The sequence below is a fragment of the Peptoniphilus sp. KCTC 25270 genome, assembly GCF_021012875.1.
Lineage (GTDB): Bacteria > Bacillota > Clostridia > Tissierellales > Peptoniphilaceae > JAJMZJ01.
In genome coordinates this window covers 186,209-201,802 of sequence record NZ_JAJMZJ010000003.1, presented here as the reverse complement: position 1 = coordinate 201,802, position 15,594 = coordinate 186,209, and the positions used below count along the sequence as shown (strand labels likewise).

The window sequence follows — 15,594 nt, the reverse complement described above, 5'->3', positions numbered from 1 at the left end:
AAAAAGGCTTGGGATTGCAGGATTCCAGGCCTTTTTTCTTTTAGAATATTTTTTTCGGGGAGCACCCTCCCAAGCATGTCATTTGACGGAGCGTCCTCCCTTTTATGTCATTTCGAGGGAGCGAAGCGAGTGGAGAAATGACGCAAGTGGTGGGGAAATCCTATCGAAATTCCTCGGTCGAAATGACGTAACTGGGGAAAATCCTTCCATACTTCCTCGGTCGAAATAACGTAAGTGGGCAGGAATCCCTCACCTTATCCAAAAGGATGATACCTCACATCTACATCAAAAATCCAAGACTTCCTCAAAACCGTCCTCTCTCGAGAAAACGCCTCAAAACTATATTTTCCATGATACTGCCCCATACCAGAATTCCCAACGCCACCAAAAGGAGCCTTACTCGAAGAAATATGCAACAAAGTATCGTTAATACAAACGCCCCCGCTATCGATCCGATTCATAGCCTCTTCAAAGAAATTGCGATCCTTCCCAAACAAATACAGCGCCAAAGGCTTCTCCTTATCTCGGAACAAATCAAACAACTCCTCCTCCGAATCATAAGGCAAAACCGGGAGCAACGGCCCAAAAATCTCCTCTTTCATAATCTGAGAATCCCAAGAAGGATTTTCCACAACACAAGGGAAGACCTGCAAACTCTCCTCATAAAAAATCTGATCATGAAGAGAACGAATCGACTGCCCCTCTGCCAACGCCAACATCCGATCAAAACGCCCCTGATGGTTCATCCGACCAAAATACTCCCGAAAATACGTATCCGAAGGAAAAAACTCCTCAAACCAAAGAAGAATCTCCCCAATAAAATCTGCCAGAATCTCCCGAGGAAGTAAAACATAATCCGGTGCAATACAAGTCTGTCCCGCATTCATAGACTTCCCAAAAGCAATCCGCTTGGCCGACTCCTTAACATCCGCCGAAGAATGGAGAATCGCCGGTGATTTTCCTCCCAGCTCCAAAGTGACTGGCGTCAGATTTTGAGAAGCTCGCTCCATAACTACCTTTCCCACAGAAGGATTTCCCGTAAAAAAGATTTTATCAAAAGGCAAAGACAAAAGATGCTCCGCCTCCTTAGCCTCCCCAAAAACAAAAGAGACCAACCCAGGATCCAAAGCCTCCTCGCAAATCTTTGCCAAAACCAAACTCACACGAGGAGAAAACTCCGAAGGCTTCACAATCACAGAATTTCCCGCCGCAATCGCCCCAACTATAGGAACCATCGCCAGTTGGAAAGGATAATTCCAAGGGCTAACAATCAAAACCGAACCAAAAGGCTCCTTCCGAATCTCCAAACGCCCCGGAATTTGAGCCAAACCAGGCAACAATTTCTTCCTACGACCATAAGACGAAAGGTGGCGAATCATATGACGAATTTCATCCTTAACCAAATAAACCTCCGTCAAAAAAGACTCCCACTCGCTCTTATTCAAATCTGCCTTCAAAGCCTCATAAATCTCCAACTTATGAGCCTCAATCCCTTGCAATAGGGAAAAAAGTTGCTTTTTTCGATAAGAAAAAGAACGAGTCTTTCCCGAAGCAAAAAATCCCTTAGAACGGAAAAACAATCGCTCCATTTCATCAAAAGAAGTATATTCCATAAATCCTCCCAAAGAAAAGAGTGCCTATAAGGCACCCTAACCATTATTTCAACAACTCAACAAAAGCCTTCACATGAGCAGGCAAATCCTTAGGCGTACGGCTCGTAACAACATTTCCGCAAACAACCACTTCCTCATCAGACCAATCGGCCCCCGCATGAATCAAATCGTCCTTAATATTTTTTGTACTCGTCATTTTCTTTCCCTTTAGATCCATAGCAGAAGCCAAAACCCAAGGTCCATGACAAATGGCCGCAATTGGCTTTCCAGCATCATTCAAGGCCGAAACAAAAGCCAACAAATCCTCATTCACACGCATCTTATCGGGAGAATATCCACCAGGAATATAAACACCCGCATAATCCGTAGGAGAAACCTCAGAAGTCGAATGGGTACTCTCAAAACTTACCCCATTGGAAGACTTATACACCTTCCCCTTTTCCGGACTAACCAAATGCACCTCAAAATCTTCCCGTAATCTATGATATGGATAAACAAACTCCTCCACATTAAACAAATTTTCCAATAAAATCGCAACTTTTTTCATAAAAACCTCCTTTGGTTCTTTTCCTCTTAAAATATACATACCCAAAGAAAAGAATGTAACGCTCAGTATATCTGATAACGCATCACGTTATTCCACGGAGCGTCCCTCCCAGTCACGTCATTTCGACTAAGAAAACCGCAGGTTTTCGCATGGAGAAATCTCACCGGGGTGGGCGTCCACCTAGGGGAAGGCCCTTGGGAATGAGAACGTCCCTCCTTACCACGTCATTTCGAGGGAGCGAAGCGAGTCGAGAAATCTCACCGGGGTGAGCGTCTACCTAGGGGAAAGCCCTTGTAACGACAAACGTAAAAGGGGTGTGAGATTTCTCCACTACAAAATTCCTGGCGGAATTTTTCCGGTCGAAATGACGTAAGTGGGGAAAAATCCTTCCGTTTTTCTAGTCGAAATGACGTAAGTGGATAAGGAAAAAATGATTTTTGTTGGCTCCTAAGTAACCGAAAACTTCATATACTTTCTCATTTCCTTATTTTTTACCCGGGGAGGGCGAAGGGAGTTGCGATTCTCCCTCATGCCCTCCCCGGGGCCCCTCCCCTTACACCCTCAAAACGCGCTGAATGTACGTTTTTCTCCGAAAAGCATTTTATGGATTCGTGGCGGATTGATTCTTCTGTTGGGAAAGAGAGAGTTACAATTGGTTAGGGAATATCCCTTTTTCTTCCACGGGCGTCCTCCCTTTTATGTCATTTCGACTAAGAAAACCGTAGGTTTTCGCATGGAGAAATCTCACCAGGGTGGGCGTCCACCTAGAACAAAGCCCTTGTAACGACAAACGTAAAAGGGTTGTGAGATTTCTCCGCTACAAAATTCCTGACGGAATTTTTCCGGTCGAGATGACGTAAGTGGGGCGTCTACCTGGGGGAAGGCCCTTGTAACGACAAACGTAAAAGGTTGTGAGATTTCTCCGCTCGCAATTTTCTGCAAAAATTCCTTGGTCGAAATGACGTAAGTGGTGGAAATCCCATAGAAATTCCTCGGTCGAAATGACGTAAGTGGTGGAAATCCTTCCGTACTTCCTCGCTTGAAATAACGTAAGTGGGCCGTAGCATAACATAAGCGAAAGAAAACTTCTTTACAAATCAAAAAAAATCTATTATGATTATATATAGTTATCATAACTAGATACAAGGAGGAGTTATGAATCATCTTCAAAACTATATACAATTTCATTGCCCAGAATGGGAAGAGTTGCCCCAGGAAGGAATTCGCATTGGGGAAGCCATTGAATTGATTCAAGAATTTCTCTCTCCCATCGCTTTGGAAGAAAATATAATCACGCCAACAATGGTACAAAACTATCGAAAATGGGGCATTATGCCTAAAATGGAAGGGCGAAAATATAGACGAGAAGACCTTTCTGTTCTAATAGCCATAACCATATACAAACAAGTCATTCCCATTCAAATGGTAAAAACGGGAATCGAACTACAACTAAAACAAATGAGCCATAAAGACAGCTACTCAACTTTTGCAAAACATATGAACACAGTTATCCCGGCTCTCTTTGAAAAACTAAAAAACCCCCATGGCTTTTTTCTCTCTTCTCAAGAAATCCCTATAGAAGAAATCGGTGTAGCCTCCATAGCCTACGCTTACGGAATGAAACTATTAGGAAACTACATCGTAACCCAAAAAGGAATCCATAATATAGGAGAATAAATATGAAAAAAATTGCCATCTTCGGAGATACATCCCAAGATTTAACCTTAGATATGCAAGAAAAATACGGAATTGAAATTCTAAGCTATCAACTCCAAATGGGGGAAGAACATTATAAGGATCAAGTAGATATCCAATCGAGAGAATTTTATCAGCGAATGGAAGAATACGAAGTTCTTTCCACAGGAACGCCAAACCTTCAAGATGCCATCGATGCCTTAGACAAAGTAAAAGCCCAAGGAGCCGAAGAAGCAATATTAATTACAAGCTCCGGAAAACTAACGGGAATGGTTCAACTGTACACAGCTATGGTTTCTAGTTACGAAGGCCTAAAGCTTCACATTTTCGAAACCAATCAAATTGCGGCCTCTGCAGGATTGCAAACCATCTATGCAGCAGAACTTAGAGATCAAGGGAAAACCAGCGAAGAAATTCTTCAAGAATTGGAATCCATAAAAAAAGAAAAGGACGCTTCGATTTTCGCCCTTTTCCGAACTCTGAAATACATTATAAAAGGTGGGCGTTTCAACAAATACAAAGGAATGCTTGGAACGTTCCTTCACATTAACCCTCTTCTACAAGCCGTAGACGGAGAAGTAGGCGTAATAGGAAAAGCCAGAGGCAAGAAAAAGAGCCTTCAACTTTTAGTCGATGAAGTAAAAAAATACATTGGCGATACAAAAGATTACCGAATTGCCATTTTTTCTGGAAACAACGACAAAGAAGTAGAAGAACTTCAAAAACTTTTGAAAGAAGAAATTGAAAAAGCAAAAATGGTAATTGTAACAGAATTAACCCCAATGTTAGGAGTCCACGCCGGCCCAGAAGCGATTGGCGTATCCTTACTAAGAAGATAAAGAAATATGTAAAAAGGACCTTGTTCACACAGAACAAGGTCCTTTTTTTCAACCTAGTAAAATGGTAGAGTTTGACAGTTTTTGCGAAAAGAAACGCCGTTTTAATGGCTAAAAATGAACATTTTGGGAAGAGTTTGACAAAAGTTGACAAAAAAATACGACAATTTTAAAAATTTGTCCAACTTTTTTATTTAAAAGTTTGAGAATTTGGAGTATAATAGTTAAGTAAAAGTAAATGGGCAAAGAATGATTTTTTTATAATGTAAAAAAATGTTTAACAAAATAAAAATACAGAAAAAAAGTATGGAAACATCAGCCCCAAAATTTTTTTACGATTAAACGACAGTCTTTTAAGAGACTATAAGATTACTAGCTTATAAATGGTAGTTATGGAGGGGTTATATGGACAGAACGAAAAGACAAAAGTTGTTATCATTAACATTAGCGTTATTAATTATTTTCCAAACGGTATTTGGACAACTAGGAAATGCATTCGCAGCATCTTTCTCAGAAGTGGATCCTATAAACGGATTGAAATTGGAATGGAGTGATCCAGGCCAATTGCCTTTGTCTGAGGAAGAAGTTTTTGGTGTCAAAATACAATCCGACTATCAATTGAATCAACTTTTATTAACGCTACATCAGGATATAACCTTAGATGACTGGGACTTACAACAAAAAGGATGGAAAGCAGAGAAATTAACCCAGGAGCAAGTAGATCAGTTGGAAGGAAAAACCCCTTCTATTTTCGATTTATTTGAATCCCCTTTCTCCTTTTCTCAAGCAGAGTCAGTAGTAGAAACAACAAGAAGTTACAAACTAACTCCTACTGATATCCAATCCCCAAACCTAGAAAGCATAATCTTTAAAACCAACTCAGCCAGCGAAACCATTAGCCCTTTAACCAATGGCGATTTCATTACATTAAAAGACCTAGCAGACAACGCAACAGCTTCCCTACGTTTGGAGACAGGAATGTATACAAACGAACCGAAAGCTTCTGAAACAGGAATCACCTTTGAAGATGCCAATGGGAAAGAGGTTATTCCCGAAGATTTAACAAACAATGCAGGTAGTTACGAAGAAAACAACCCATTTATAGAAACAGAACCTGCAATAATAGAAGACGTTGCCATACCAGAAACCGAAATCCAAGAAACAATCCCTCCATTGTTAAGTTGGGAAATTGCAACACAACCAAAAACAAAATACTTAGTCGGCGATGTTTTTTCTTTGGAAGGAATCGAAATTCACGGAATCGACACCAACGGCAATCTAGTCTTATTATATGGACACGATTTATTAACCGATCCAACGGTAACCATTGAACACAGAGACACACAACTAACTCGAGATATTACAAACATTCGCATTACAAAACAAGGATTACAAGATATAAATATTCCTATTACAGTACAAACCCAAGAAGAAAACAACACAACAGATGGAGAAGAAATTTCTGAACCCGTTGTTCCAGAAGAAACAGAGAACGAAATTATACCGAATATAATAGAAGAAAACTTAGAAAATACCAGCGTATTTGATCAATTAATTTCGGAAGACAACAGCGTTCTAGCCCCTGAAGAAAATAACGAAAACGTTCCAGAGGCTCAAGAAGTAGAAACGACAACCGAAGAATCGACAGCAGGATCTGTTGATCCAACAGCCGAAGAATTGTTCCAAGGAGCAGAAGGGACGACCATGGAAGAAGAAGCGACTCTTCCACCAATTGAAGAAATCGATCTATTGGAAGAAGAAGATCCATTGGAAGAAATCGTGGCTGAAGAAAAACAAAACATCGGACCTGAAACAAACCAAGCCAATGTAGCGATTACTGCCATAGACAACATCGAAGCCGGTAACCGAATTTACGGCGTAGAATTTACACTATACGAAGCAACAACAAGAGCTCCAAGGGCCGTAGGAACAACCAACGCCAAAGGAGAAGTCGTATTTGAAAATCTATCTCCAGGAGATTATTACATCGCCGAAAGCAAAAACGCTGAAGGATTTAACGGAATTGACGCTGCCTTCAATGTATCGGTAAATGGAGAACGAGAAATTTTCTATACCGTAACAAGCAAGTCAGACGAAACCATGAACCTAACTCCAATCCAATATTTGGAAATGAAGTTTATAGATACAAATAACCCGGACTTAGAAAACTACCAAGGACAAACGGTAGAAGAAGACACCCAAGCAAAGACAACCATAAAAACAACAAAACTATTTGCCGTAGGCGTATCTAGCGAACCAACCATTGAGGCAAGAAATTTAGATGGGGTTTTAGAAGTAGCGAATTTCTCCTTCCAAGAAGTTGTATTGGAAAACACAGGAATTCCACAAGATATGACGGAAGAAACTACCTTAGCCGATCGAGTAGTACCAGAAGAGGTAGTAGAAAGTCCACTTAACGAAGAAGAAATTCTAAACACAATTAACAGCCAAAATAAAATTACAAGAAACGTACCCTATGGAATGACAGACGAGTTCTTGCGACAAGAAGGAATCGAACCACATTACGAAACGACTCTTGAAACAATGGAAACAAGAAATGTTCCAACAGAATTGGATCAGCCCTTTGTAACCGTTATAAGCACAGAAGAAGGGGCCGAACCCGTACAAAAACCAGAAGAAGTAAGAACCTTCAAAATCAAAGGAGAGATTATAGCAACGGAAGAAATGAATCCAGGAGATACATTTACTTTGCAAATCTCAACCTATCTAAAACCAATAGAAGGTACAACGCCAAAAAACTTACAATCAGAAACAGGAAAGATTTTGGCCACAGGAGAATACAACTCCGAAACCAAAACCATAACCTATACATTTACAGAAGCAATCGATGGAATTCAAGAGCCAGAAGCCATTTCCCTAAACGAAACTTTCGTATTGGATAAAACCGTAGCTTTAGCAGGAGAAACCTATACCATCGAAAACAAAATTGCCGGTCAAAACATCGACCCTGTAGATGTAACATTGGAAACCGTAGAAGAAACAACAGAAGAAATCGTCGAAGAATTGGCACAACCAATGATGATGATGTCTCCTAGGATGCTTCGTTCGGCACCAATGTACACGAGAAACGCAACAACTCCAACAGCTACAACAAATGCTTACAACACTAGCACAAATCCAAGTGCAACAACAGTTGGAACTAACTATGGGGTTTATTCTGTAGATGTAAAAGATTTTCATTACCGGCAAGATCTTAATAGTAGTGAAACGGCTGCAAACATTACATCCAATATGGACATAAGCATTAGGATTCCAAAAGATGTGAAGGGAGGAGATACATTTACCCTTAGTCTACCACCTGATTTCACAATATCCTCTCCGCTAAATGGAGATGAACCAATAGGAAGAATTTATAAAAAGGGCGATAGGACAACTTCTCTTATAGATGTATTCTATAAAACTCCTGATGGAGTTGAGCCAGAACTTTTAGATTTAAACCATTATCTAGAATTTAAGGTAACAGATGCAGGAGCAAAAATAATTAATGATTCTGGTTTCGACTATGATGGTACATTTACACTGGGAGGAGAAGTACAAACAGCTAGTAAAGATGGTGTATGGTATACAACACCACAGGGTTCTCCTGATCGAACTAAGTTTTACACCACAGTATCAACAGGCTTATTCCCGGTTATGAATCGTTGGGCATCACCGCAACCTACAAATACTTCTATTACAAAGACTTTTTCATTTACAAGTTCTTATAATGGACAAGCTGCTATATTAAAAGATCAATCAACCCTACTTTATGGGAACAAAAATCTTGAAGGTAGTCCACCAGGAACTAAATATTTACCACTGTATAGTTTGGAAGGATTTAACAAACATATAGACCAGTTCACCTATTTAACATATTATTCTGATGGCGTAAAATATGCTAAGTTTGGATACACTTTAAATGGTGGTGATAGATCTAAAACATATACAACTACGTTTACTGATAATACTGGTGGAACTATGACTAGTAGGTTATATAAAGCTACAAATGGAGACCCTAATACAGGATCTTTTATTGGACCATATGAAGAAATTTTTACAAACGAAGATAATATTAAAGTGAATGGAACCCTCCTTAATACTAAAACATTTGACGGATTGGTAAATAAAGTAGTAACAAGTAGTACTTTAACTAATCCTGCCCCTGTTGTTTTTGTAGAGCAGAAAGTCACTATAGCTCCTAATAATAAAAACACGCTGATTACAGCTGAAATGAACACAAATCCTAAAATTACAAAATACAGGGCAGATGTAGATGTTTATTTTGAAGCAGAAATCACCCCATCACCAGTTGCTAATTTCGTAAAAGTTGTAAAAGCCGACAAAGATGGAGACGGGGTAAAAGAAGAATATGCAGTAGCAAGTAACCCTGCTACATTTAAGCTTTTAGATGACAAGGGAAATACAATAAGGGAAAACCTAAAGACTGATGATAAGGGGCTTTTAACTATTACGGTTCCAAAAGCCGGAGTAAACTATATTTTAGAAGAAACTAGTGTTCCAACAGGATTTAAAAATAATCTTAGAAGTATAACATTTTTTGTCAGAGAAACAGACAATACCTTGGTATATCTTGATAGCTCAAATAATTGGGTGCAGACTTCAGAAAAAGGCTATGCCCCAGTAGAAAACGAATTAGAAAATCCTCATAATACACTAACAATAAACAAAGAAGACCAAGATGGTAAACCACTACCAGGAGCTGAATTTGCCATTATCAACAAAGATACAGGGATAACAGTATATAGGACTAGTGGCCAAGACGGTAAAATAACTCTATTGGCTGGAGAATTCCCTGAAGGACACTATATAATAAGGGAAACTAAGGCTCCAAATGGCTATGATAAGTCTACAGAAGAAAAAGAATTTTGGGTAGCAAATGGTGGAATATACTACACCTCAAATCCAAATACTACAACAGCTTCTACAAGTAGCTTTGGAGGCATAATAGATAAAGAAGAAAATAATAGCGAATCCGTTAAAAAGGAAGAAGAGTCATCTTTTGGAAGTTTCATAAAAAATCTCATCTCTAGTTTAAAACCAAGCACAGCCTACGCTGCGACAGGAGTAGATTTGCCTTACGAAGAAAAAGAAAAGAACTATAACAAGGGCATTAGCTATCCAAGTCAACAAGGTGGCGAAGGGGCCCAAACGATTAGAACCCATGCTCCAATATTGATAGAGGCTATTAATCCAATATTTAATCAAACATTTTATGTAAACCCAGATGGGGTTGCACCAACAACATCAAACTCAAATACAGTATTTACAATATTTGGAAAAGAGTTAAATAGTCTAGGTCAACCTACAAGTACACCAAGTGCAACTTTATTAAAGGATTCTAAAGTTAAAATTTATAAATTGACATCAGGTACACTTCCAGAAAACCCTAAGGACTTTAATCCAACAGGCGGAACATATACTGTTCAAGATGTGACTTTAAGTATGCCTAATGTATATGTATCATCAAATGATACTTACCAAATTAATTTTGGTGGAGCCTTTAATACTTCTCCTTACCCTACTTATATAGTAGTTTTAGATGGTAAGGCAGAAAACAACAACACTAAAGTTTATTCAAGTGCAAGTGCAATAAATACTGCAGGAAATGTAGAACCATTCCCAGTAATAAAATTCCCTAATTCTGGAGCGGCAGTTTCAAGCTCTGCAGACAGGGGTTGGGGATCGATAAACTTAGAAAAAGTAAGTAATCTAGGTGTACCAATATCTGGAGCAGACTTTAAGCTTATCAATAATATTACAGGCGAACAAACTGACTTTACTCCAATAGAGACATCCGTCACTGATCCAGGCTATGTAGCTTCGACTTATAATATAAAAGATGGAATAAGACCAGGAAATTATATAATCCTAGAGACAAATGCCCCGGTAGACTCTGGTGGACCTGAATACAAACTGGCAGAAAATCTTGAAGATAGGTCTTGGAAGCTTATAGTCGACGATACAGACTTAGACGGTTTGTTTGAATATGTTTTAAGTTCAACAAATGGATTGGCAAAAAATGATGGTGATGATCCAAGAAATATCAGGATAGAAAATATCCCAAGCTATAGACCATTAGACTTAAAACTAAACTTGTATACTCAAGATGGTAGTACACCACTATCAGGCGGAGAATTTATTATCCAAAAAGTTGGCGGCAATTCAGAACCATTTACAGTTTCTGGAGACAACCTTCATACTGTAACATTAGAAGAACCAGGTGAATATATAATAAGACAAACTGGTATTCCAGGAGACTATACTAACGCAGAGGGAAACTGGAAAGTCAATGTTGTTACTAACAACAAAACAGGTAATTTGGAAGTGGATGTTAGACAACCATACAACTATTTAAAAGAAGTTATAGTAGGTTCAGTAACATCAAAAGATACCTTACATGTCTTAAATAAGAAAGAAACAACAAGACCTTTGGAACTTCCACCACCTTATGGCGAAATACCAACAGCTACAAATGAAGATATAAGCTTTGATATAGTTAACAAGAAAAACTTTAAATTCACTATAGAGAAGACAGACACAGAAGATTCAGCAAATAAATTATCAGGAGCAGAATTCAAATTAACAAAGGGCGATAATACTATCATTAAAACAGCGACTACTGATGTCTTCGGTAGATTAACCTTTGATAATCTGGAACCAGGTAATTATTTAATAGAGGAAACGAAGGCTCCAGCAGGATATAAACTAAATGACCAAAGAAGTGTAATAACTATAGGACAAGATGGCTCGGTAACATGGACGGAAGGAGGATTGATTTCATCTTCCCCAACCCAAGCTACAAGGACAGAAACGGTAACTGAGTATATTTCACCTTATTCTACTTCTACAGAATATAAGGTAGGAGATACAAGGTGGCCTTCCTATATGAATACTAAGTCCTACGCAAATATTAGAGATCCTGAAAATGACACAGTTGAGTTTTACCTAATGCTTAAGCCAGATGCAAACGTAGAAGGAGGTAGTACAGATAGGAATACAAGGTTAAACCTTTTTGGTGATAATATTTCCTTTACAGCTGATAATGTGGAAATGTTTGATGTTGCGCCTGCTTACAGGGATATAGTATCTGGATATATGGATAAAAAAATTGGTTCTCAATATACTGCAGGAAAGATTGCATTTACAAATGGAGTTAACCAACATAACTATCCAATTACAAAAGATAGCGGTATTTCGGACCCTTATTTAAATAGGTTAGTAAATACTCAAATAAAAATTCCGAAAGAAAGGTTTGGAGGTACAGCTGGATGGTCCTTCCTAGTAAAAGTTACTGGTCAAGTTAAAGATCCTAACAGGGCTTCTTCAATTAATTTTGCGTGGCTTACAGACGATAATACAGCTGGTCAAACAAATATTCAACACAATACTAGAATTAATCCTTTGTTAACTACTAAAGAAATAGAAGTACCAGTCCTAAATTATAACCCAACTCTTGAAGTGAAAAATGAGAAAGAACCAGGAAAAGACTTCTCCTTTACTAAAGTTGATGAAAAGGGTCAAGGGCTTTCAGGGGCAAAATTTAAACTAAGCCAAGAAAATGATTCTACTTTTATTCGTGAAGCAGAGTCAGATTTGAACGGAAAAGTATCATTTACAGCTATACCACTGGGAACTTATATACTTGAAGAAACAAAAGTTCCAGAAGGCTATGCTAAAGTTGACGGACCTTGGTTAGTGAAGGTATCACTAGACACAGAAGGAAACCCAGTAACTGAATATTTCAAAAAAGAAATAACAGAAACAACACAGCCTGGAAGTGAAACAGTAACAGATGAGACCTTTACAAATGTAGACAATGGTTTATACAAAATTCCTTCAGCTGTAAATTACGGATTCTATGGAGCAAAAGTTTCAACTTTAATTAAAGATATTGATACAACAAACAATACTTTTACACAAGTGATAATTGTTGAAAATCGCGACAGTCAAGATACAAAATTAAATCCACTGTCATTATCAATACCTAATACTTCCATAGATGGGAACTTCACATCTTATAAAGTTATCCGCACAGCCCAAAGCAATCCAGTCACCGTTGATAATTACCAAAATTATAGTGGGACTACAGTTGCCAATGGAACTTTAAGTGGAAAAAGTTATAGTTATACTAGTGGATATAGTGGACCAGATACTTTAATTTTTGAGATAAAAGGAAAGTATGATGATTCATCGGCTGGATATTTAAACACAAATCTAGTTGTTAATCAACAATCCACTTACTCAACAGGATCCACCTATTATGATATAGAGCAAGTGAAATTAAATTCTTCTCTGTACATGACTGCTAAGACTGTTGTAACAGAACCAGGATCTATAGAAACTACAGAAAATTGGGTTAAAATAGAGACTCCTAACTTTTCAGTAGTCAACAAAAAAATAGAAGGCAAATTCGAACTTCTAAAAGTTGATGAAAATGGAAATCCTCTTTCTGGAGCAAATTTCAAGATGGTTCTTATAAAACAGGGAGATGAAATATTTACGCCTATTGTAAAAACCTCAGATACATCAGGAAAAGTTATATTTGAAAACTTACTTCCTGGCGTCTACAGAGTTGAAGAAGCATCCTCTCCTGATGGCTACATTAAGACAGTCGATCAATGGGAAGTAATTATTGATGACCAAGGAAATGTCGCTTGGAGAAACTTAGTAGGAGCGGTAAGCGAAACCAATGTTATCACAGAAGTGTTCACGACTGACCAGTTAAAAGTTATAAACACAAAAGAAGAAATGAATAAAGGTACTGGAACTTTAGAAGTCAAAAAGCTAGTGAGCAATAACGGTGTAATAACAGAAACTCTTCTAAACGGAGCAACTTTTGGTTTATATTCGGGCAAGCTAGAAGACCTATCTGAAACAACACAACCTGTTAAAACAATAATTACAGGTAGCGGTACCAATAATGAAGGAGTTGCGAAATTTACTGACTTAGCTCCTGGTGTTTATACCTTAAAAGAAATTGAAGCTCCACAAGGCTACAGCAAAGGCGACACAACATGGACTGTCACAGTTTACGAAACAGGCTATACAACTATAAGACAAAATCCGACTATAGCTGATCCAACGACGACACCAGAAGATGTCAGTGATTTACTCGATGTAAAGAATTACTCATTAACGGTAGATGGAAAAACTGGCACAAAAATTATGGCCAATAAAGGAGAATGGTTAAGAGAAACCTATATCCTTGACCCAGTCCAAGACGCAGATATTAACGCAGGCGATTACTTTGACGTGAAATTCGATAAAGAAGCGTGGCCACAAGGCATTATGGAAACCTATGTACCGAGAGACTTAATCCATCAAGAAACAGGCGTTATTCTTGCCACTGCACAATACGACCAAAATACAAAGACTGTACGCTATACATTCACAGATTCAATCGAACAGTTTGATATCAATGCTGTAGCAATAAACAAAAGTGAAGTTTTTGGAATCGATAGAAAAACAGTGGATGGGATAACGGAGACAAATAAAGGCACAAATGGTCAAGTTAGACAGGACAGCGCCCAAGAAGATGTAACAATTTCCAACACCATTGCTGGAAAAACGCAAACACCCAAAACTTTTACTGTAGATTACAGCATTGGCTTAGACAGCTATGGGCGTTATATTTGGAATGTATCTTATCCAGACTATTCTCCATTAAGAGCTACTTCGTTAATAACGAATATTAACCATGAAGCTAAAACAGTAACTTTGACTTATTATCTAAATATTGATAAGGCGAATATTGGCACAAATTATAGATTGGATACAAGTAGTAGAACAAGTAATGTAACTTTAGATTCTAACTCTGTAAAAATTTATACAGCTTCAGGAACAATGCCACCATCCTTTGATATTACAAATATGAGTAAAACAGATGTTACAAATATGAGTAAAACAGATGTTACAAATACCTTTATGAGTTATGGTTATATAACTAAACAAACAGATGGTGATATCCGTGTACAATTCAATGAAAGTTATTCTACGATTGCTCTTTCAAACAAGACTTATATTGTACAAGTTACAGGGACGTTAAATGATCCATTAGATACTATCAACGTATATGGAGTAATAGAAGACTACTATGGTAATCGATTGATGGGATTCTCAAATGTTAGGGAATCTGGACAAGGTTATTCTGAAGCAGTAGGTGAAGCGAATATCGCTAAAATATCAGTTCCTAACGAAAAAGCGGAAATGGAATTTGATATTGCGAAGGTTAGACCGAACAAGGATGGAACTACTTTTGACCCAATCAACACTGGGGAGTTGACTTTGAAGATTCAAGCTCCAACGGGTTCAAAAATCGGAGAAAATGAGGAAGATTTTGTTGAACAAAGTTTCATATTGTCAAATCCAGCGGATCGTACCATTAAAGTTCCAAACACTTGGCCGGATGGGGAGTATACCATTACGGAATCCAAGGCTCCAGCGGGTTATATTATGACGGATAATCAATATGTTATTAATGTTGATTGGACCAATAATAAAATTACTTTGGTTAGGGTGTTGGATAAGGATGGAACTGAGTTAACAACTATGCCTTATGGTTTAACTAAAGACATGGTTCTTTATCCAAAACAAACCAATCCTTCAACAAGTGGTACAACAAACCCTCTTACCATTGTGAATGAGTTGGCGGAATATCCGTTAACGGGTGGTATGGGTACGCTGTTGTTTACGATCATCGGTCTTGTTACTATGGGGGCTGGTGTAATTGGTAAATTAAAAAATAGAGAGGAGGAGGATTCGGACGATGACGATGAATAATTCCTCTCTAAGGAGGGCCTGGGCTTCTCTGATGAGGGGAAGCCAGGGTAGATCTCCCTGAACTCCTAAGAACCTCGAAAGAGTTTTTATAGAGAACAATCAA

General features: G+C 38.2%; 5 protein-coding genes. 3 read left to right on the top strand and 2 right to left on the bottom strand.

The window, feature by feature from the left end; all coding sequences use genetic code 11:
• Positions 1 to 254 precede the first annotated feature (254 nt).
• Positions 255 to 1,613 (bottom strand): aldehyde dehydrogenase family protein, encoded by a 1,359-nt coding sequence (locus tag LQU94_RS06465; protein ID WP_230696880.1) that lies wholly within the window; start codon positions 1,611 to 1,613, stop codon positions 255 to 257.
• A 43-nt stretch (positions 1,614 to 1,656) separates the two neighbouring features.
• The gene (locus tag LQU94_RS06460) at positions 1,657 to 2,160 is read right to left on the bottom strand and encodes a type 1 glutamine amidotransferase domain-containing protein (protein ID WP_230696879.1); all 504 of its coding nucleotides are present in this window, start codon (positions 2,158 to 2,160) and stop codon (positions 1,657 to 1,659) included.
• A 1,155-nt stretch (positions 2,161 to 3,315) separates the two neighbouring features.
• Between LQU94_RS06460 and LQU94_RS06455 the strand changes: the two genes are divergently transcribed.
• The 3 genes from LQU94_RS06455 (at position 3,316) to LQU94_RS06445 (ending at position 15,491) form a co-directional block, all read left to right on the top strand.
• On the top strand, positions 3,316 to 3,837 hold the full coding sequence (locus tag LQU94_RS06455) for a DUF1836 domain-containing protein (RefSeq protein WP_230696878.1): 522 nt from the start codon (positions 3,316 to 3,318) through the stop codon (positions 3,835 to 3,837).
• A 2-nt stretch (positions 3,838 to 3,839) separates the two neighbouring features.
• Positions 3,840 to 4,694: a DegV family protein gene (locus LQU94_RS06450; RefSeq protein WP_230696877.1), complete on the top strand. Its 855-nt coding sequence runs from the start codon at positions 3,840 to 3,842 to the stop codon at positions 4,692 to 4,694.
• Between the two features lie 402 nt (positions 4,695 to 5,096).
• Positions 5,097 to 15,491 carry a SpaA isopeptide-forming pilin-related protein gene (locus tag LQU94_RS06445; protein ID WP_230696876.1) on the top strand — a complete coding sequence of 3,465 codons (10,395 nt, stop codon included), beginning with the start codon at positions 5,097 to 5,099 and terminating at the stop codon, positions 15,489 to 15,491.
• Positions 15,492 to 15,594 lie beyond the last annotated feature (103 nt).

Excerpts from the sequence above, each read along its gene's own strand:
- LQU94_RS06445 (WP_230696876.1), top strand. The coding sequence starts at position 5,097 with ATGGACAGAACGAAAAGACAAAAGTTGTTATCATTAACATTAGCGTTA.
- LQU94_RS06455 (WP_230696878.1), top strand. The coding sequence starts at position 3,316 with ATGAATCATCTTCAAAACTATATACAATTTCATTGCCCAGAATGGGAA.
- LQU94_RS06460 (WP_230696879.1), bottom strand. The coding sequence starts at position 2,160 with ATGAAAAAAGTTGCGATTTTATTGGAAAATTTGTTTAATGTGGAGGAG.
- LQU94_RS06465 (WP_230696880.1), bottom strand. The coding sequence starts at position 1,613 with ATGGAATATACTTCTTTTGATGAAATGGAGCGATTGTTTTTCCGTTCT.
- LQU94_RS06450 (WP_230696877.1), top strand. The coding sequence starts at position 3,840 with ATGAAAAAAATTGCCATCTTCGGAGATACATCCCAAGATTTAACCTTA.